Source organism: Paraburkholderia bengalensis, from assembly GCF_037126505.1.
Lineage (GTDB): Bacteria > Pseudomonadota > Gammaproteobacteria > Burkholderiales > Burkholderiaceae > Paraburkholderia > Paraburkholderia bengalensis.
This window is the reverse complement of the sequence record NZ_JACFYJ010000001.1, coordinates 191,539-210,405: the sequence shown is the minus strand read 5'-3', so window position 1 is coordinate 210,405 and position 18,867 is coordinate 191,539. Positions and strand designations below refer to the sequence as shown.

The window sequence follows — 18,867 nt, the reverse complement described above, 5'->3', positions numbered from 1 at the left end:
TGGCCTTCGTGCGAGCCGAAGCTCAAGCGGCGACGAACCGCGCGAGCGAAATGTCCGGCGTCACGTCCTCGAATTCGACACGCAGCGCCATGCCCATTCTCACGTCGTCGGGCAGCCGGTTGTCCGCGAAATTGCCGACCACGAGCGGTCCGTCGTCGAGTTGCACGATGCACACGTGATACGGCACATCGTCGCGAAACGCGGGCCAATAGGCGCGATGAAACGTGGCCCACGAAACGAGCGTGCCGCGTCCGCTCACGGCTTCCCAGCTTAGCGCCTCGGACAGACACTGCGGACAGACAGGCGTCGCCGGAAAGTGACGATGGCCGCACTGCGTGCAGGCCTGCACCGACAGCCGATGCGCGCGCGCGTGGTCCCAGTAGCCGCGCGTATAGGCGTCGATCACGGGCAATGGTTTGTCATAGCGGTTCATGGTGCTAGCCTCGCGTGTAGATGATGGAGCGCGTGCACGGCGTGGCCGCGACGTACTGCACGACTTCGCAATTCGCCACCTGGCGCGCGCCGCATTCGCCGCGCAACTGGCGCACCGCTTCGACGTTGAGCGCCCAGCCCTGCATGTACGAATTCGACAGATGACCGCCGTCGGTATTGGTCGGCAGCCGGCCGCCCACGCGCAGCGCGCCGTTCTCGACGAAGCCGCCCGCCGCGCCGCGTTCGCAAAAGCCAAGCCCTTCGAGGCTGAACAGCACGGTCGGCGTGAAGTTGTCGTAGCACATCAGCGCGTCGACATCCTGCGGGCCCACGCCCGCCATCTGATAGGCCTGCGTACCCGCCTCGCGCACCTCGTCGTACCAGAACTCCTGATCGAAATTGCCGATCGCGCTGTGCTCGAACGCATCGCGTGCGCCGACGCCCGCAATCAGCACGGGCGGCTTGCGCAGATCGGCTGCGCGCTCGCGCGTGGTCAGGATCATGCAGACCGCGCCGTCGTTGATCAGGCAGTAGTCGTAGAGTCCGAGCGGCTCGACGATGCGGCGGACCTGTGCGTGATCGTCGAGCGTCATCGGCTTGCGCATCACAGCGTCCGGGTTGAGCATCGCGTTGCTGCGAAACGCGACGGACACTTCGCCGAGCTGTCGCGTGGTCGTGCCGTAGCGCTCCATGTGCATGCGGAACATCAGCGCATGCGAGGCGCCCGGCGACGTGAGGCCCCACGGGTCCCAGAACGACGCGAATTCGTCGCCGCCGTAGTTCATCCGGCGTGAGCGGCCGATGTTCGTATAGACGAGCGCCACGTAGTTGGCAGCGCCGCTCGCGAGCGCGAGCATCGCCTCGACGACGGCCATGCCCGACATGCGGCCGTGGCCGGGCAACGTCATGGTCCAGCGAGGATTGATGCCGAGCGTTTCGCCCATCTGTGCATAAAAGGGCACGCGGCAGCACAGCAGTCCGTCGACTTGCGACTTGTCGAGGCCGCTGTCGTCGAGCGCCGTGCGAAACGCCTGTGCACCGAGCGCGTAGTCGCTGAGATCGGGGAATTCGCCATAGCGGGTGTTGCCGACCCCCACCACGGCGATGCGGTTGGATAACGCCTGCATGGGGTTCATCTGCGGTGCTCCGTCGTGATCGCGCGGAAGATCGGTCTCATGGCCGCTGCGCGCCTTGCTGGCCGACATACACGGCCATCAGCGACGACGCCGTCGTGATGAACAGCCGGTTTCGCTTCGGGCCGCCGAACGTGAGATTGGTGGCCACCTCGGGCAGACGGATCTTGCCGATCAGTTCGCCGTCGGGGGCGTAGCAGTGCACGCCGTCGCCCGCCGTGGTCCAGACGTTGCCTTCGGTATCGATCCGAAAGCCATCGGCGACGCCGGGCGAGATGGTCGCGAACACGCGCTGGCGCGTGAGCGTCACGCCGTCGATGACGTCGTACGCGACGATGTGATGCGGCCCGTCCGGGTCGTGCGACGCGCCTGAGTCCGCGATATAGAGGATCGATTCGTCCGGCGAGAACGCGAGGCCGTTCGGCTTCACGAGCGCGCCCGTCGCAACCGACAGTTCGCCCGTGCGGGGATCGAGCCGGTAGACGTTGTTCGCGCCGATTTCGCTTTGCGCCTTGTTGCCCGTGTAGTCGCTCAGGATGCCGTAGTCGGGGTCGCTGAACCAGATGCTGTCGTCCGATTTCACGACCACGTCGTTCGGCGAATTCAGACGCTTGCCCTGAAAGCGGTCGGCGAGCACGGTGAGCGTGCCGTCGTGCTCGGTGCGCGTCACGCGGCGTCCACCGCTCTCGCAGGTGATCAGCCTGCCCTGGCGGTCGCGCGTGTTGCCGTTCGCGTGGCTCGCGGGATAGCGGTAGACGGTGGCGGGCGCGCCTTCTGTCCAGCGCATGATGCGGTTGTTCGGAATGTCGCTCCACAGCAGATATTCGCCGTCGGCGAACCACACGGGGCCTTCCGGCCAGCGCATGCCCGCATGCAGCACCTCGATGCGCGCGTTCGCTACCACGTTGTGGCGAAAGCGCGCGTAGTTGATGATTTCGAACTCGGGGCTCAAATCGTCTCCTCCTGGTTCAGGTCTGTTTCGACCGCGGTTGAGGGGTGCGCCCGCGTAGCATTCAGGCGCGTTCGCTTTTCAGCGTCCATGCGTCGACGGGTATCGTCGGCATCTCGAAGATGTCCGCCATGCGCACATAGTGGTGGCCCTGCATGCGGCCCACCAGCTGCAGACGCGGCGTGTCGATCAGGCAGCGCGCCGGGTCGAGCACGGCATCGTCGCGCACGTGCATCGCGAGCACTTCGCCGAGTACCAGCGAGCGGCGTTTGCCGAGCGGCACGATCTGCATGAGCCTGCATTCGAACGACACGCGGCTTTCGGCAATGCGCGGCGCGCGAACCATCGTGCAGGGCGCGGGCGTGAGGCCCGCTTCGACGAATTCGTCCACGTCCGGGCCGAATTCGATCGCGGTGACGTTCATCTTTTCGACGATGTCCTCGCTCACCAGATTCACGACGAACTCACGCTGCGCGCGCACGTTTTCGCCGGTGTCCTTGCGGTCGGTGTCGCTTCGATGATTGATCGCGAAGCCGAGCGCCGCCGGGTCTTCGGCGAAGACATTGAAGAACGAGAAGGGCGCGGCGTTCGGCCGGCCGCTCGCGTCGGCCGTCGAGACCCATGCGACGGGCCGCGGCGTGACCGTCGACGACAGCAGCTTGTAGCGTTGCAGCGGCGTATAGGCGGCGAAGTCGAAATACACGTGTGTGTCCTTTGGCAGATGAGGAACTGAAGTGGCCGGCACGGCGCGTCAGATCACGCCTTCGTCGCGCAGCGCCTGAATCTGTGTGTCCGAATAGCCGAGCCATTCTGCGAGCACATGTTCGTTGTCTTCGCCATAGCAGGGCGCGCCGCGATCGATCACGCCGCCGCTGTACGCGGGCGTGGCCGCGAGCTTCACGGGAAACTCGATCACGGGCCACCGGCCGATGCGCGTGCCCGTCACTTCCGTCAGCCACGCGAGCGATGCGAGCTGCGGATCACGGTCGCAGCGATCGGCCGCTGTCTGGCAGACACCGGCAGGCACGCCGGCGCGTTGCAGATACTCCATCGCGGCGTAGGCGTCCTGATTCGACGACCATGCGTTGACGAGCGCATCGAGTTCGTCCTGATGTGCGAGGCGCGCCTCGAGCGTCGCGAAACGCGGATCGCGGGCGAGCGCGTGCAGGCCCGACGCGTCGACGAATGCTCGCCATTGCGTGTCGTCGAAGCACGCAATGGCGAGCCAGCGGTCGACGCCTGCGCACCGATACGCGCCGTGCGGCGCCGCCAGCCGGTACGGCGAACGGTTGCCGTAGCGCGACCAGAGGCGGCCGTTCGCGGACGAGTCGAGCACGCTCGTGGCCGTCTGAAACAAGCCCGATTCGCATTGCGACGAGTCGATCCATTGGCCCTCGCCGGTGCATTCGCGGTGATGCAGCGCGCCGAGGGCAGCGAGCGCGAAGCCGTAGGCGCCGATCCAGTCGAGATACGAATAACCCCAGCCGGCGGGCATCGCAGGGTCGGGCAGCCCCGACATCTCCGTGCTGCCGACGAACGATGCCGCAACAGGTCCGACTGTTCGAAAGCGCCCGTAGCGGCCGATCGCGCCCATCCCCGACTGCTGCACATAGATGATGTCGGGGCGGATCGATCTGAGGACGTCGTAGCCGAGCCCCAGTCGTTGCAGCACGCCCGGCGAGAAGCCTTCCGCGACGATGTCGCACGAGCGGATCAGCTCTTTCGCGATTGCGAGCCCCTTTGGATGCCGGATGTTCAGCGAAATGCCCCGCTTGCCCGCGTTCTTGTTGTTGAACTGACCGCCCATGTCGGGATCGCTGACGGCGGGCAGCGGGCCCGTCGCCCGTTCGCGCGCGGCGCGCCCGCCGACGGGCGCCATCGCGCCGAGCCGCGTGTCGGGGTTCTCCTTCCATTCCACCTTCAGGCTTTCCGCGCCGAGCGCATTGAGAAAGCGCGTGCCGCCCGCCGAAGCGAGGAACCACGAGAAGTCGAAGATGCGCACGCCCTGCAACGGGAACGGCTTGCCGTGCGGCGACAGCGTGACGGCCGGCGCGGCTGCTTGCTCGCGTGGCCGGGCGGGCAGACGCTCGGGCCTGTCGCGAAAGATCGCTGGGTCGTGGTTGTGCTCGCCGATGAAGGGCGCGCGCGAACCCGGCTGCCATGCGGTGTGCGTGCTGAGCCATTTGCTGGTCGGATAGCGGAATGCGCGGCCGAGTTCGGGATGCTCGATATCCGCGAAGGTCGAACGCATCAGCCAGTGCGCGTCCTCGGCGTTCTCGTGCGGCTTGCGCACGGGCGCCCATAGCAGGCCCGCCTCCTGTGCTTCGCGCCACGGCAGCTGCGCATAATCGTACGAACCGACGAAGCGCTGGATCACGTGCAGCATGTGTTCCGTTTCCTTGTCGAGCTCGGCGGAGCCGGGCGTGTCACGCGCGCTCAGATCGCTGTCGCGGGCGGGCGGCTTCAGGTCTTCGGCCTTGCCGTAGTCCTGCAGGAACGGCACGAGCCGCGCCTTGTCCCGCGCGGAGACGCCCCATGCCATGTTCCACCGGCCGTCGGCGGTGCGGCTGATATTGGGCGTGCTGTTGGTCTTTTCGGCGGCATGGCGCGCGGTCTGGCGCATCAGCGGCGCGTGGCGCATGACCCAGGACATCAGGTCCAGTTCGGTGTTGATCGAGACCGCCTGGTGAACCGCGCACGACACGTCCTGCCCCTCGCCCGTGCGCCGCCGATGCAGCAGCGCGGCGAGTACCGCCACCGCCGTCTGGTCGCCCGCGATGTGGTACGCATGCCAGACCTGCGGCGCAATGGGCGGCGTCGAGTAGCTGCCGTCGGGCTCGGGATCATAGCCGCAATTCATCATCACGCCGCCGAGCGCGAGGTGGATCAGGTCGGATGCGCGATAGTCCTTCCACGGACCCTCGTCGCCGAACGGCGTGATGCGCGCGACGACATGCGATGGGAAGCGTTGCGCGAGAGGGGCGTCGAGATGCAGATCGCGCGCGAGTTGGCCGCAGGTGCTGTCGAGCAAGACGTCGGCAGTGTCGATCAGCGCGAGCATCCGCTCGCGGCCCGACTGCGTCGACAGGTCGATTGCAACCGACTTTTTCCCGCGGTTGTAGGCCCAGAAAAACAGCGATCGCTCGGGGTTCGGCGTGTCTTCGAAGAACGGGCCGATTGCGCGCGTCGGACTGCCTGTGAGCGGCTCGACCTTGATGACCTCGGCGCCGAGCCCCGCGAGCACGAGGCCGCAGTATTCGCCGAGTTCGTCGGCGACTTCGACCACGCGCAGACCGGCGAGCATGCCGGGCAGTGTGGCGGGATCGGGCATCGAAGGGAAGGCGGATGCGGAAGATGACATGGATGATCGCGTGACGCGGCGGCCACGTTGAATTCGGGTGATGAACGCGTGCCGCGGCGGCGAACCGTGCGGCGACATGGGCTGAGTCCAATCGACGCGCATGGCGGCACGGGCCGCCATGCCAGGGCATTCAGCCGTTGTTCTGGATATAGACGACGTGCGTCTGCGTGTACTCGTAGAGACCGTGCTTGCCGTCCGCGCCGCCGATACCCGATCGGCGCACGCCCGCGTGAAAACCCTGCATTGCTTCGAAGTTCTCGCGGTTCACATAGGTCTCGCCGAAGCGGATCTCGTTGCAGGCGCGCATCGTGTTGCCCAGGTCGCGTGTATAGATCGACGAGGTGAGGCCGTAGTCCGAGTCGTTTGCGAGTTCGATTGCTTGGTCGAGCGTATCGAAGACGGCGACGGGCGCGACGGGGCCGAAGATTTCGCGGCGCATGATCTCCATGTCCTGCTCGCAGCCGGTGAGCACGGTCGGCTCGAAGTAGCGGCCGCCTGCGTGCTCGACGGCGCGGCCACCCGTCGCGACCCGCGCGCCCGCCGACACGGCGCGCTCGACGAGCCCCTGGACCTTCTGCGCGGCGGCCGCGTTGATCAGCGGTCCCATGTGCACGTCCGGCTTGATGAGCGGATCGCCGAACGTGGTCGCGCGCATCGCCTGCACGAGTTTTTCCGTGAACGCGTCGGCCACCTTGCGATGCACATAGATGCGCTCCGCGCAGTTGCACACCTGGCCGCTGTTGATGACGCGCGAGTCCTTGATCGCTTTGACCGCGAGGTCGAGATCGGCGTCGTCCATCACGATGGCGGGCGCTTTGCCGCCCAGTTCGAGATTGACCTTGGTGATGTTCTGGGCAGCGGCGGCCATGATGCGCGAGCCGGTTTCGACGCTGCCCGTGAAACTCACCATGCCGATGCCGCGATGCCCGGCGAGTGCACTGCCCGCCTGCCTGCCGCTGCCGTAGACAAGATTGAAGACGCCGGGCGGCAGGTCGGTCTGCGCGAGCAGATCGGCGAACATCGCCGCGTTGTTCGGTGTCTCCTCGCTTGGCTTGATGACGATCGTGTTGCCCGTGACGAGCGCGGGCGCCATCTTCCGCGCAATCAGGAAGAACGGGAAATTCCACGGCAGAATGCCGCCGATCACGCCGATCGGCTGACGGAACAGGAGGATGTTCTCGTTGGCGCGGTCGCTCGTGAGGATTTCGCCTTCGAGACGGCGCGCCCATTCCGCCATGTAGTCGAGATAGTCGGCCGTAAAGCTCACTTCGGTGCGCGCAAGCGACAGGATCTTGCCCTGTTCCTCGACGATGGCCGACGCGATCGGCTCCACGTTGTCGCGGATTTTCGCTGCGATGCGCCGCAGAAACGCGGCGCGCTCCACGGCGGGCAGCTTCCCCCAGCTGCGCTGCGCGCGGGTGGCGGCGGCAATGGCTTCGTCGACGGCGGAAGCGGGGGAGTCCGGAATCTCCGATATCACGCTGCCGCGCGCCGGATTCAACACGGCGATACGCTGCGCGCCTGTCGATTCAACAAAGCGTCCGTCTATGTAGTTGCGATGCACGTTGTCTCTCCATGTTCTGTGTTGAGTGGTGCGGGCAAGGCGGTAGTGCGCGCAGTCGGGCGGCGGCGCAGGGCGCGCTTGACGGCTCGTCACGCACAATCTATATAAATTATATAATGCATTATATGAGTTGGATCGGTCAACGGCGATCGGCTCATGTGAGGCTGTGCCGACACCGTTTCAATATAAATTATATTTTATAGTGCGTGATGGCAAGCAGTAGATCAGATGAACTGGCTTTCGACGATGCGAAAGCCCGTACGGGCGTGCACCTCACGATAGCGTCGCGTTGCGTGAACGACGGCTCTGAAGCGTTCTTATCAGGCGGTCGTCATGAGATGCGTCGCGCCGCCGGGGCGCTGAGGTTGCCACGCCGCGGGCAAAACCACGATAACCATGCCGCAGAGAGTGCACATATGGCCTTCTTTACGAAACTGGAACAGGTAGCGGAGCGCTTGCGCGAGCGGATCATCGCGGGTGAGTACAGGCACGGCGAAAAGCTCAAGCAGGCCGACATAGCGGCCGAACTCGGCGTGTCGATCACGCCCGTGCGCGAGGCACTGAAAGTGCTGGAAATGGAAGGCTATCTGGCCGGCACGCCGCACAAGGGTCTCTGCGTGCCCGAGGTCGCGCCTGAGCGCGCGCAGGAAGTCTTCGAGTTGCGCCTGCTGCTGGAGCGCGAACTGACGACGCGCGCCGTCGAGCGGATGACGCGCGAGGAAGTCGCGGAACTCAAGACGATGCACCGTGAGTTCACGTCGCTCGTGAAGGCGCGCGATATCTACGCGGTGCGCGCCGCCAACGTGCGCTTTCACTTTCGCCTCTACCAGATGGCCGATTTACCGCAGACGCTGCAGTTCGTGCGGGTGCTGTGGGCGCGCTATCCGTTCAATTTCCACGACGACCAGGTCGTGCGCTTCAAGCAGATCCTCGATGAGCACTCGGACTTCATCCGTCAACTGGATGCAGGCGACCGGAAGGGCGCCGTCGATGCGATGCTGCATCACATCGAAACCGGCTGGAGCCGCGTGTCGAAGAACATCTGAGCGCCGTTGGCTAAGCCGTGCGCGCGGCTTGTCGCCATTGGTTCGGGACGCCGATGCATGATATAAGCTGTAGAATGGATATTATGTAATGTTTCGTGCACCATCCATCCGCCGCGGCATCGCTGCAACGCTTCCGTAAGCCGGTTTTCGGCAGCGTTCACGCACCCTTTACAATGTCGCAGCGGCGGGACTGTCGGACCCCGCTGGCACGCTACATCTCGCGCCGTCCGACCGCTTCAGCGTATGAGCCGGAATGCCCGGCGCGGGACATGGACCATGGAACCCCCTCGGATGTCTATGAACTTTCAAACAAAGCTCGACCAGGTGGCCGAACGCCTTCGTGAGCGCATCATTTCGGGTGAATATCAGCGCGGACACAAGCTGAAGCAGGCCGACATCGCGGCCGAACTCGGTGTGTCGATTACGCCTGTACGCGAGGCACTGAAGGTGCTGGAGATGGAGGGCTTCGTCGTCAGCGTGCCGCACAAGGGCTTGTCCGTGCCGGATATCGATCCCGAAGCGGCGCGGGAAATTTTCGGGCTGCGCGTGCTGCTCGAACGCGACCTGACGGAGCGCGCGGTGGCGCGTATCACGAAGGCGCAAATCGCCGAATTGCGCGCGCTGCATCGCGAGTTCACCGCGCTGATCAAGGCTCGCGAGGTCTATCCGGTGCGCGCCGCCAACGTACGCTTCCATTTCCGTCTGTACGAAATCGCGGACGCGCCCCAGACGCTGCAGTTCGTGCGCGTGCTGTGGGCCAAGTATCCGTTCAATTTCCACGGCGATCAGGGCGACCGCTTCAAGCAGCTCGTGACTGAGCACGGCGAGGTGGTGCGCAAGCTGGAAGCAGGCGATAAAGCGGGCGCCGTCGAGGCGATGGTGTCGCACATCGAAAGCGGGTGGAATCGCGTGTCGAAAAATGTGCTGCCCGAGTTACAGCTGATCGGCGATTGAGCGGCTATCAGGCGGCGACGCAGCGCATGCCCGTCGCCGTCAATGCCTGTCGAACTGGCTGCCGACAAATTCCAGATGCGCATACATGGCACGTGAAGCGTCGTCGGCGGCACAGCGCAAGATCGCGTCGCAAATGCGCTGATGCTGTGCGAGCCGCGTGCGCGCCCGTTCGGCGGCATGTTCGTGGTCGAGCGTCGCGTCGTACGTGTTGCGTGTGATGTGCTCGCGCAACATTGCAATCACGCTCGAATACAAATGATCGAGCATGCGGTTGTGCGACGCGGCGGCGAGCATCATGTGAAATTCCGCGTCGGCCGCAGCTTCCGCTTCGAGATCGTGCGAGCCCACGGCGTGTTCCATCCGCGCGACGATCGAGCCGATCTTCTCCCTTTCTTCCGCACTCGCGCGCTCGGCCGCAAAACGCGCCGTCGCGCATTCGAACACCAGCCGGAACTCCAACGTATCCGCACGCAGAGGCGGATGTTCGTCGATCAGTTGCAGCCAGGGCGCGGCGAGGCGGGCGGGCTGGCGCTTGACGACAAACACGCCGCTGCCGCGCCGGGTCTCGAGCAGACCGCGCGACACGAGCCGCTGGATCGCCTCTCTCACCGTCGCGCGTGAAACCGCGTATTCAGCGGCGAGCGCGCGTTCGGGCGGCAGGCGCGCGATGTCGCGCCAGTTGCCGCTCAGCAGGCGCCGTTCGAATTCCAGCACGATACGCTCGAGCACGCTGAACGAAGCGTGCGACGAATGGAGGCTCGTCATGTCAGGCCGCTCGCAATAGTCTGCCGATTTTTTCCCGTGCCGGCGATTATCCATCATGGCTGCAACCGTTGCACGACAGTTGCCCGGCGGTTTTATCCGTCACACGCCGAGATGTTCGAGCAGTTGCTCCTCGCGTTCGATCACGTCGCGGTTGGACAGCGTCTGCACGATCCGGCCGTCGACCATCAGGTTATGGCGGTCCGCGACGGAAATCGCAAAGCGCAGGTTCTGTTCGACGAGCAGGATCGTGCGGCCGTCTTCCTTGAGCCGGCGAATGATTTCGCCGATGCGCTCGACGATCACGGGCGCCAGTCCTTCCGTGGGTTCGTCGAGCAGGATCAGTTCCGAGCCCATGCAGAGCGGCCGCGCGATCGCGAGCATCTGCTGTTCGCCGCCTGAGAGCGTCGATGCGGGCTGATGGCCGCGCTCGCGCAGCACCGGGAAGAGTTCGTAGATGCGTTCGAGCGGCCACGCGGCGGGGCCGCGCACGGGCGACACAGTGAGATTCTCGCGCACGCTCAGGGTCGCGAAAATGCCGCGGTCTTCGGCGACATAGCCGATGCCCGCTTTCGCGGTGCGCTCGGGGCCGAGCGGCAGCATATCGACGCCGCGAAAGCGCACTTCACCTGAGCGCTGCGCGATGTCACCGATGATGGCGCGCAGTGTGGTCGTTTTGCCGACACCGTTGCGCCCGATCAACGTGACGATCTCGCCGGGCTGCACATCGAAACTGATGCCTTGCAGCACGCGCGTTTCGCCGTATGCCGCTTCGAGATTGCTGACTTCAAGCATGGCCGTGCTCCCGGTGACCGCCCAGATAAGCTTCGATGACTTGCGGATTCTGCCGCACGTCGGCGTAAGCGCCGACTGTGAGCACCTTGCCTTGCTGCAGCACGACAATTTCGCGCGCCAGGTCGGACACGACCCGCAGGTTGTGCTCGACCATGATCACCATGCGCTCGGCGGCGACGTCGCGAATCAGATCGATGATGCGGCCGATGTCTTGCGCCGACATCCCCGCCGTCGGCTCGTCGAGCAGCAGGATGCGCGGCCGCGCCGCGAGACTGACGCCCAGTTCGAGCGAGCGCTTCAGACCGTAGGGCAGATCGGCGGCGGGCTGGTCGCGCCACACGGGCGCGATGCCGACGCGCCGCATCGTTTCGTCGATTTCGTCGCGCCATGTGTCGAGCGCATGACTCACGCGCCAGAACTGGTTACCGCTGCTGTCGCGGCGCTGCATCGGCATCACGAGATTTTCGGCGACGCTCAGATGCCCGAAGATGCTGGTGATCTGAAAGCTGCGGATCAGCCCAAGGCGCGCGACCGCTTCCGGCTCCAGCCTGGAAATCTCCTCCCCATTGCACAGCATCGTGCCCGTCGTGGGCTTGATGAACCCGCTCAATAGCCCGAACAGCGTCGTCTTGCCCGCGCCGTTCGGGCCGATGATGCCAAACACACCGTTGCCCGAAAATTGCAGGTTCACGCCCGACACGGCGACGAAACCGTTGAAGGTCTTGCCGAGCCCTCGCGCTTCGAGCGAGGCCGGCGATCCGCCGCGATTCGTTGCAGCGTGCGTGCCGTGTATCGGTGTAGTGCTTGCTGGCAAAGCCATCTTGTGTCTCCTCCACGAAAACCCGTGAATGCGGGACGGGTGCGAGCGTTTTCGCATTGGCGCTGTCCCGGGTTGACATCGCTGCGCTGTTGGGAATATAAAATATAAAAAATAAATTTTCCATGCATTCTCGGGCCGGACGACGGACTGTCACGACAGGCAGTCACATCAGAGCAGTCACATCAGGAGACAAACGTGGGATTCCAACCTGTACTGCAGTTCGCAAGGAGAGTGGCGGGCGCAGTGCTGCTGGCGGCACTTGCAGCCGGCGGCGCGCATGCGCAGATGAAGGGCAAGGCGTTCACGGTGCTGGTCGTCACCGATTTGTCGACGGTCTACTCGGACACATCGGGCAAGGGCTCCGTCGACGCCGTGAAAATGGCTATCGACGACTTCGGCGGCAAGGTAAACGGCGTGCCGATCCGCATGATCGTGCTGGACAACAAGCTCGACGTCGGCATTACCGTGAACAAGACGCGCCAGCTGATCGAGACGGAAGGCGTGAACCTGATCACGGACGTGACCGGGTCCGCCGCGGCGATCGAAGTCTCGAAGCTCGCGAAGCAGTACAAGGTCACGACCACGTTCGTGAGCCCGGGCACCACGGAACTGACCAATCGCTATTGCAGCAAATACGCGTGGCACTACGCATGGGACACCTATGCGCTCGCCAACCTCGCTGCCACTCACGTGACGAAGCTAGGGTCGAAGCGCTGGTATTTCATTACCGCCGACTACGCGTTCGGCCATTCGCTGCTCGAACAGTTCAGCCGCGCGGCGAAAGCGGCGGGTGCCGAAGTGGCGGGCAACGACATGGTGCCGTTTCCGAACGACGATTTCTCCAGCTATCTGCTGAAGGCGCAAGCGTCGAAGGCTGACGCGATCGGCATCCTCGAGTCGGGCCAGGACTTGCGCAACGCAGCGAAGCAGGCGGGCGAGTTCGGCTTGATGAACGGCACCGTGCGCATCGTGCCCGGCCAGATGAATCTCAGCGACGTGGCTGCGCTCGGCTTGCCCGCGTGGTCCGGTGCGATTCTTGCCGACCCGTGGTACTGGAACATCGACGACCGCGCGAGCGCATGGGCCGCACGCTTCACGAAGCAGTTCGGCTTCACGCCGGGCAGCCTGCACGCGGGCAACTACTCCGCCGTCACGCAGGTGCTCGACGCCGTGAAGCGCACAGGCACCGACGACCCGGACCGTATCGCCGCCGCGCTCGAAGGCTCGACCTTCGACGACTTCTTCGCGCGTCACGCGACGTGGCGCAAGGCCGATCACATCGTCGTGCACGACATGTATCTCGAACAGGTCAAGCGTCCGCAGGACGTGAAAACGAAGGACGACGTGTTCAAGGTGCTGTCGGTGGTGCCCGGCAACGAGGCGTTCATGCCCGCGTCGATCAGCACGTGCAAGCACGACTGGTAGGGCAGGTCATTCCATCGAATCGTCATGGGGCAATCATGACCCAATACTACGTGCTGCAACTCTTCAACGGGCTCGTCAACGGCGGCTTCATCGCGATGATGAGTCTGGGGCTGAGCGTCATCTTCGGCATGATGCGCGTCGTGAACTTCGCACACGGCGCGCTCTACATGTTGGGCGCTTTCATTGCATTCGTGCTCGGCTCGCAGCTCGGCCTGTCGCTGTGGGCGGCGCTCGTCATCGCGCCGCTCGTCATCGGCGCATTCGGCCTCGTACTGGAGCGGCTCTTTCTGCGTCATCTATACAAGGTCGATCCGTCGTACAACCTGCTGCTGACCTTCGGCCTGACACTGATCATCGAAGACACCATGCGGCGCTTCTTCGCCGTGCAGGGCGCGCCTTTTCTCGTGCCGCAGAGCCTGGCGGGCGCGGTCAATCTCGGTTTCGTGATCTACCCGAAGTACCGCTTTTTCGTGCTCATCGTGTCGCTCGTGGTTTGCGGCGGCACCTGGTTCATGCTGGAGCGCACGCGCCTGGGCGCGCTGGTGAGAGCCGGTACCGAGCGGCCGAATCTGCTGCGCTGCTTCGGCGTGCGCGTGCCGCTGCTGGTGTCCGGTGCATTCGCGTTTTCGGCGGGGCTCGCGGCGCTCGCGGGCGTGCTCGCGTCGCCGTTGAAGAACATCTCGCCGTTCATGGGCCAGGAGATGATCGCGACGACGTTTGCTGTCGTCGTCGCGGGCGGCCTCGGGTCGATTGTCGGCTCGGTGGTAATGGGGTTTCTCGTGGGCGTGATCTCGACGCTCGCGGCGATCTGGTATCCGCCCGTCGCCACGGCCGCGACGTACATCGTGATGATTGTGGTGCTGATCGTGCGACCAGGCGGGATCTTTCGCGGTGTCGATGTCGCGCATTTCCCGCTGCATTACACGCCCATCGGCGCTGCCACGCGGCGCGTCGTGATGAGCTGGCAGGCGAAGATCGTCGCGCTGCTGGCTGGCATCGTGCTGCCGTGGCTCGTGTATCCCGTGCTCGCGTGCGACATCGTGCTGTGGGGCCTGTGCGCGCTCGGCTTCGACCTGCTGTTCTCGTTCGGCGGGCTGCTGTCGTTTGGGCAGGCGGCGTGGTGGGGCGCAAGCGCCTATCTGACGGGCATCTTCATCGCGAAGCTGCACTATCCGATGTGGCTCGGCCTGCTGGCGGGCGTGTCGATCAGCACGCTCGTCGCGCTTGCGTTCGGCATGCTCATCACGCGCAAGCAGGGCATCTATTTCTCGATGGTCACGTTTGCGCTGGCGGAGATCGTGTATTTCGTCGTCAACCAGTCGCCCGCCTATACGGGCGGCGAGGACGGGCTGCACGGCATCACGCGTGGCTCGCTGTTCGGCGTGAGCCTGCACAATCAGATCGCGTTCTACTACGTCGCGCTCGTCGTCGTCGCGCTGACGGTGGCGCTCGTGTTCCGCATCATCCGCTCGCCGTTCGGCCTGTCGCTCGCGGGCGCGCGCGACAGCGAGCGGCGCATGCTCAGCATTGGCTACGACGTGCGCGGCCTGCGGTTGCGCGCGTACGTGTTGTCCGCCTTCGTGATCAGCGTCGCGGGCGGCCTGTTCGCGCTCGCCCATGAATTCGTGAGCCTCGAATCGGTGTACTGGCGCGCATCGGGCGAGCCGATCATGATGACGCTGCTCGGCGGCGCAGGCACGGTGTTCGGGCCGATGCTGGGCGCGGGCGTCGTGCTGTTCCTGCGCGACCATCTGAGCACTGTCACGGACAGTGGCAACCTGGTGCTCGGCGTGACGTTCGTGGTGATCGTGATGCTATTTCGCCGCGGCATTCTTGGCGAAGTGCTGCATCGCGTGCTGGCGAAAACCTCTGCCTGGTCCATGCGTTCCGAACGCGGCTTTAGCGAGCCCTCCGAAGCGGTTTCTTCTTCCGACCAATCGGGTCTTCATTGAGGAGGCATAGTCCGTGATGCGAGTTGCACTACTTGACGATTACCAGGGCGTTGCCATGCGGATGGCCGACTGGGACGCGCTGAAGCCGCGCGCCACCGTGCAGGCTTTCCAAGATCATCTCGATTCGATCGAGGCTCTAGCAGAACGGCTGCACCCATTCGAAGCCGTCTTTCTGATGCGCGAGCGCACGCGGGTGCCGCGCGCGCTGATCGAGCGCTTGCCGAACCTCAAACTGCTGATCACGGCCGCCATGTGGAACGCCGCCGTCGATATCGACGCGGCGACGGAGCATGGCATCCAGGTCTGCGGCACCGACGATCTCGGCACACCGGCGGCGGAGTTGGCGCTCGGCATGATGATCGCGCTGACGCGGGCAATGCCGCAGGATGAACGCGAAATGCGCGCGGGCCGCTGGCAGACGCGCCTTGGCGTCGGTCTGCACGGCAAGACGCTTGGCGTGCTCGGGCTTGGCAACCTCGGCCGGCAAATGGCGCGCTACGGGAACGTACTGGGCATGAAGGTACTGGGCTGGAGCCATCGGCTAACGGACGAGGCTGCCCGCGAGGCGGGCGCAAAGCGCGTCGATCTCGACGAACTGCTGGCGTACTCCGACGTGGTATCGATTCACCTGAAGCTGTCCGACCGCACGCGTGGCCTGCTCGGCAAGCGCGAACTTGCATTGATGAAGCGGGACGCGTATCTCGTCAACACCGCGCGCGGCCCGATTATCGACGAAACTGCATTGCTCGACGTGCTGCGCGAGAAACGCATCGCGGGCGCAGCGCTCGACGTGTTCGATATCGAGCCGCTGCCGCCGCAGCATCCGTTGCTCTCGCTCGACAATGTGGTGCTGGCGCCGCATATCGGCTATGTGACGCAAGAAAACTACCGGCTTATTTACCAGGGCGTGCTGGAAGACGTGCAAGGCTATCTGGACGGGCGCATCGTGCGGCCGCTGAATCGTCCTTCGTGAATCGCCTCAAGGACCATGCGGATAGAAAGGCATCGTCATGGTGTTCTCCAAAATCGTCTGACATTGCAGATAAAAGGACCGTTTCAGATGCCTGCCCGCGCGTCAGCGTCGACGCGTCGAGCGGCGCCCGCCGCCGCGGTGCCCGCATGAGGGGACGGCTTCGGATAAGGCTTTCCATCAGACGGCCTGCCGCCCGCTTGCGGCACATGGCCATTGATTTCATCGGCCTCATTTGAGCGTGTGAAGCGCAGATGCGTGATATCCGTCGGGAAGAACATGCTCCAGCTCCATTCCACGAAGATCCGCAGCTTGCGGCCCAGTGTCGGAATTCTGGCGAGATAAAAGGCGCGCCACAGCAACCAGGCGGGCAGGCCAGTGAGGCGTATGCCGTAAATGGATGCCACACCCTTCATATGCCCGATGGTGGCCATCATCCCTTTCGCGACAAATGCGAATGCGCGAGTCTCTCTACCCATCAGACGACGCACAAGGTTGTCCGCGAGTTGCTGTGCTTGCGCGACCGCGTGCTGGGCGGTGGGCGGCGACGGTTGGCCCGTTGCCGCGTTGTGCACCAACGCGCAATCGCCCGCCGCCCAGAGGGCGGGGAAGTCACGCACGCTCATATCGCCTTGCGTAGCGATCCGGCCGCGCTCGACGGGCAAACCGATGCGTGTGGCGAGCCGTTCGATCAACGGATTGGGTTTCGTGCCGATCGTGCAGATGACCGTCGAACCGCTCAAATGCTCGCCATCCTGCAGCACGACGCCTTCAGCGCCGACCTGCGATGCACGCGTGCCGAGCCTGACGTTGATGCCTCTGTCCGCCATCCGCTGCGCCGCGATCGTGCCAAGCGATTCCGGCATTTCCGGCAACAGCCGGCTGCTGTCGTGCAGTATCGTGACGGCCAGTTCGTCATCCCGCACGAGCTTGTAAAAATGCCGCACGCTATGGAGATAGTCGGCCAGTTCGCCCGCTACCTCGACGCCGGAGAAGCCGCCGCCCACAACGATGAAATGTCCAAGCCTGCGCCTCACATCCGGGTCGGATTCGAGTTCAATACACGCAAGCCGTCGCAGGACCTGATTACGGATGAACATCGCGTCGCCGATCATCTTGAGCGGCAACGCATGCTCTTTCATTCCCGGTACAAGCTCCAGATTTGCGCGCGTTCCAAACGCGAAGATCAGGTGCTCAAACGCGATTTCACGCGTGCCGGCCAGTGTCGTGCCACGTACGGTCCGGCGCTCGTAGTCGATGTCCTGGACGGTTGCCATGATGAAGCGGGAACGCCGGATCATCTGGCGGATGGGCACAATGACCTGCTCGGGGAAAACAGATGCGCCCACGACTTCAGCCAGCATCGGATTGAACGTCGCAAAGCTTTCGTCGCTGATGAGCACCACACGATAGGGCGCGGGCAACCGCTTTTCGAGTGCCTGCGCGAGCGTCGTACCGGCAAAGCCTCCACCAACGACTACGATGTTTTTCTCGGCTTCCATGTCAACTCCTTACGTACCCAGCGGCCGGAGTGGCCTGGGTGTGGGAGATAGTGTGCGAACCGCTCTTCACGTAAGCGTCGCCCGGCGTTCACTTTTCTGTCACGACACCGGAGCGTGCAGGCATCGCGCGCGACCGGATGCGAAGGGCGCGCGAGTCAGCGCCGGAGATGGGTATGACAATCGACTGCGATCGCAACTTCGCGGAGCGCGCCGACGATTGCAATGACACTGCCGATGCGCTCGCTCAAGCAGGCTCGCTGATTTCACGTTGCTGGCGCGCGTGCAGCAGCCGGCGCGACAACGACACAGCGCCGATCGCAAAGCACATCGCCCCAAATGTGACCCACGCATACGGCCGCAACAGCGGCATCGCCACCAGGACGAGCGCGTCGCTCCCGCCGGGGATCATCAGGCTTGCCCAGCCCATCAGCGCACCGCCGCTCAGGCAGCGCAGCAGTAGCGACGGCGTGACGCGCGTGCCGCTTACCGGTTCGCCGCGCATGGCGCGTGTGATCCAGGCTGACGTCACATCCAGCCGTAGCGCACCAAACAGCAGTCCACGCGAGGCGGTAGCGTTGACGTGTCCCTGTGCGAGATCGGCGAGCGTATCGGTATAGATCCAGGCGCCATCGAGCACAAACAGCAACACGAATCGCGCCTTGCAGGCCGCAGGCTGATCAGCAGGCTGCCGTCACGAACGCGATGATGTGTTGCCTGCCCAGCGGCCGATCAGGTAATCGAGCGACAACTTGCCGGGGCCGTGCAGCAGCGTCACGAGCAGAAAGAGACCCCAGTACCGGTGATCGCGCAGCCCGACTTCACCGAGCCCCGGATAGGAGATGACGGCAATGATGTTGAAGACAAAGAGTCCGAATGCGGCGAAGCGCGAGCCGAGCCCAAGCACGAGGAAGATGGGGAATCCCAGTTCGGCGGCCGTGCCGAGATACGCAGCGAGTACGGGCGGAAGCAGCGGGACCGCATATTCGCCCTGAAACAGGGCGAGCGTCGACGACCAGCTCGCGATCTTGGTGAGCCCGGACTGGAAAAACACCAGACCGATGACGATACGAATGCCCAGGTCGAGCACGGGCGAGGCGAACTCCAGCGCGCGCAGCGCCGAACGGTAAAGCGAGAGTGCCTTTTGCGGCACGCTGGACGGTTCGGCGCGGGGCGTCGCGGAAAGGGGCGATGAGAGCTTCATG

General features: G+C 64.3%; 17 protein-coding genes. 5 read left to right on the top strand and 12 right to left on the bottom strand.

Features of this window, described 5'->3' with window-relative positions; all coding sequences use genetic code 11:
* Positions 1-22: 22 nt before the first annotated feature.
* The 6 genes from H3V53_RS00980 to aldA all read right to left on the bottom strand — a co-directional run bounded on the left by H3V53_RS00980 (position 23) and on the right by aldA (position 7,439).
* Complete coding sequence (locus H3V53_RS00980) at positions 23-433, bottom strand: Zn-ribbon domain-containing OB-fold protein (RefSeq protein WP_336596302.1); 411 nt, start codon at positions 431-433, stop codon at positions 23-25.
* A gap of 4 nt (positions 434-437) precedes the next feature.
* Entirely contained in the window at positions 438-1,568 is a 1,131-nt protein-coding gene (locus tag H3V53_RS00975) for a thiolase family protein (protein ID WP_336596301.1), read from the bottom strand.
* A gap of 37 nt (positions 1,569-1,605) precedes the next feature.
* Positions 1,606-2,517: an SMP-30/gluconolactonase/LRE family protein gene (locus H3V53_RS00970; RefSeq protein WP_336596300.1), complete on the bottom strand. Its 912-nt coding sequence runs from the start codon at positions 2,515-2,517 to the stop codon at positions 1,606-1,608.
* Positions 2,518-2,578: 61 nt separating this feature from the next.
* Positions 2,579-3,217 (bottom strand): flavin reductase family protein, encoded by a 639-nt coding sequence (locus H3V53_RS00965; protein ID WP_336596299.1) that lies wholly within the window; start codon positions 3,215-3,217, stop codon positions 2,579-2,581.
* 48 nt (positions 3,218-3,265) lie between these two features.
* A complete protein-coding gene (locus H3V53_RS00960) occupies positions 3,266-5,875 on the bottom strand; it encodes a CaiB/BaiF CoA-transferase family protein (protein WP_336596298.1) in 2,610 nt (869 codons plus the stop codon).
* 130 nt (positions 5,876-6,005) lie between these two features.
* Positions 6,006-7,439, bottom strand: a complete 1,434-nt coding sequence (gene aldA / locus H3V53_RS00955; RefSeq protein ID WP_336596297.1) for an aldehyde dehydrogenase — start codon at positions 7,437-7,439, stop codon at positions 6,006-6,008.
* 416 nt (positions 7,440-7,855) lie between these two features.
* On the opposite strand from aldA, the gene H3V53_RS00950 reads away from it, so the two are divergent.
* Both H3V53_RS00950 and H3V53_RS00945 read left to right on the top strand, forming a co-directional pair.
* On the top strand, positions 7,856-8,485 hold the full coding sequence (locus tag H3V53_RS00950) for a GntR family transcriptional regulator (RefSeq protein WP_336596296.1): 630 nt from the start codon (positions 7,856-7,858) through the stop codon (positions 8,483-8,485).
* Between the two features lie 297 nt (positions 8,486-8,782).
* On the top strand, positions 8,783-9,439 hold the full coding sequence (locus H3V53_RS00945; protein ID WP_336596295.1) for a GntR family transcriptional regulator: 657 nt from the start codon (positions 8,783-8,785) through the stop codon (positions 9,437-9,439).
* Positions 9,440-9,478: 39 nt separating this feature from the next.
* On the opposite strand, the gene H3V53_RS00940 is transcribed toward H3V53_RS00945, so the two are convergent.
* The 3 genes from H3V53_RS00940 to H3V53_RS00930 form a co-directional block, all read right to left on the bottom strand.
* Positions 9,479-10,204, bottom strand: a complete 726-nt coding sequence (locus tag H3V53_RS00940; RefSeq protein ID WP_336596294.1) for a FadR/GntR family transcriptional regulator — start codon at positions 10,202-10,204, stop codon at positions 9,479-9,481.
* Positions 10,205-10,303: 99 nt separating this feature from the next.
* Positions 10,304-10,996, bottom strand: coding sequence for an ABC transporter ATP-binding protein (locus H3V53_RS00935; RefSeq protein WP_336596293.1), 693 nt, complete (start codon positions 10,994-10,996; stop codon positions 10,304-10,306).
* Positions 10,989-11,816, bottom strand: coding sequence for an ABC transporter ATP-binding protein (locus tag H3V53_RS00930; RefSeq protein ID WP_336596292.1), 828 nt, complete (start codon positions 11,814-11,816; stop codon positions 10,989-10,991). Before H3V53_RS00930 ends, H3V53_RS00935 begins: the two co-directional genes overlap by 8 nt.
* Positions 11,817-12,011: 195 nt before the next feature.
* On the opposite strand from H3V53_RS00930, the gene H3V53_RS00925 reads away from it, so the two are divergent.
* From H3V53_RS00925 to H3V53_RS00915, 3 genes are read left to right on the top strand one after another with little or no spacing between them, the layout of a single operon-like run.
* Entirely contained in the window at positions 12,012-13,241 is a 1,230-nt protein-coding gene (locus H3V53_RS00925; RefSeq protein ID WP_336596291.1) for an ABC transporter substrate-binding protein, read from the top strand.
* A gap of 35 nt (positions 13,242-13,276) precedes the next feature.
* Positions 13,277-15,193 (top strand): ABC transporter permease subunit, encoded by a 1,917-nt coding sequence (locus tag H3V53_RS00920; RefSeq protein WP_054925962.1) that lies wholly within the window; start codon positions 13,277-13,279, stop codon positions 15,191-15,193.
* A 16-nt stretch (positions 15,194-15,209) separates the two neighbouring features.
* Complete coding sequence (locus tag H3V53_RS00915; RefSeq protein ID WP_336596290.1) at positions 15,210-16,166, top strand: D-2-hydroxyacid dehydrogenase family protein; 957 nt, start codon at positions 15,210-15,212, stop codon at positions 16,164-16,166.
* An 83-nt stretch (positions 16,167-16,249) separates the two neighbouring features.
* On the opposite strand, the gene H3V53_RS00910 is transcribed toward H3V53_RS00915, so the two are convergent.
* The 3 genes from H3V53_RS00910 to H3V53_RS00900 form a co-directional block, all read right to left on the bottom strand.
* Positions 16,250-17,665: an NAD(P)/FAD-dependent oxidoreductase gene (locus H3V53_RS00910; RefSeq protein WP_336596289.1), complete on the bottom strand. Its 1,416-nt coding sequence runs from the start codon at positions 17,663-17,665 to the stop codon at positions 16,250-16,252.
* A 244-nt stretch (positions 17,666-17,909) separates the two neighbouring features.
* On the bottom strand, positions 17,910-18,311 hold the full coding sequence (locus tag H3V53_RS00905) for a hypothetical protein (protein ID WP_336596288.1): 402 nt from the start codon (positions 18,309-18,311) through the stop codon (positions 17,910-17,912).
* Between the two features lie 45 nt (positions 18,312-18,356).
* Positions 18,357-18,866, bottom strand: a complete 510-nt coding sequence (locus H3V53_RS00900) for a DoxX family membrane protein (RefSeq protein ID WP_054925955.1) — start codon at positions 18,864-18,866, stop codon at positions 18,357-18,359.
* Position 18,867: the final 1 nt, after the last annotated feature.

Coding starts and splice junctions, on each gene's coding strand:
- H3V53_RS00935 (WP_336596293.1), bottom strand. CDS start 10,996: ATGCTTGAAGTCAGCAATCTCGAAGCGGCATACGGCGAAACGCGCGTG.
- H3V53_RS00945 (WP_336596295.1), top strand. CDS start 8,783: ATGAACTTTCAAACAAAGCTCGACCAGGTGGCCGAACGCCTTCGTGAG.
- H3V53_RS00950 (WP_336596296.1), top strand. CDS start 7,856: ATGGCCTTCTTTACGAAACTGGAACAGGTAGCGGAGCGCTTGCGCGAG.
- H3V53_RS00930 (WP_336596292.1), bottom strand. CDS start 11,816: ATGGCTTTGCCAGCAAGCACTACACCGATACACGGCACGCACGCTGCA.
- H3V53_RS00940 (WP_336596294.1), bottom strand. CDS start 10,204: ATGACGAGCCTCCATTCGTCGCACGCTTCGTTCAGCGTGCTCGAGCGT.
- H3V53_RS00910 (WP_336596289.1), bottom strand. CDS start 17,665: ATGGAAGCCGAGAAAAACATCGTAGTCGTTGGTGGAGGCTTTGCCGGT.
- H3V53_RS00920 (WP_054925962.1), top strand. CDS start 13,277: ATGACCCAATACTACGTGCTGCAACTCTTCAACGGGCTCGTCAACGGC.
- H3V53_RS00960 (WP_336596298.1), bottom strand. CDS start 5,875: ATGTCATCTTCCGCATCCGCCTTCCCTTCGATGCCCGATCCCGCCACA.
- H3V53_RS00980 (WP_336596302.1), bottom strand. CDS start 433: ATGAACCGCTATGACAAACCATTGCCCGTGATCGACGCCTATACGCGC.
- H3V53_RS00975 (WP_336596301.1), bottom strand. CDS start 1,568: ATGAACCCCATGCAGGCGTTATCCAACCGCATCGCCGTGGTGGGGGTC.
- H3V53_RS00900 (WP_054925955.1), bottom strand. CDS start 18,866: ATGAAGCTCTCATCGCCCCTTTCCGCGACGCCCCGCGCCGAACCGTCC.
- H3V53_RS00915 (WP_336596290.1), top strand. CDS start 15,210: ATGCGAGTTGCACTACTTGACGATTACCAGGGCGTTGCCATGCGGATG.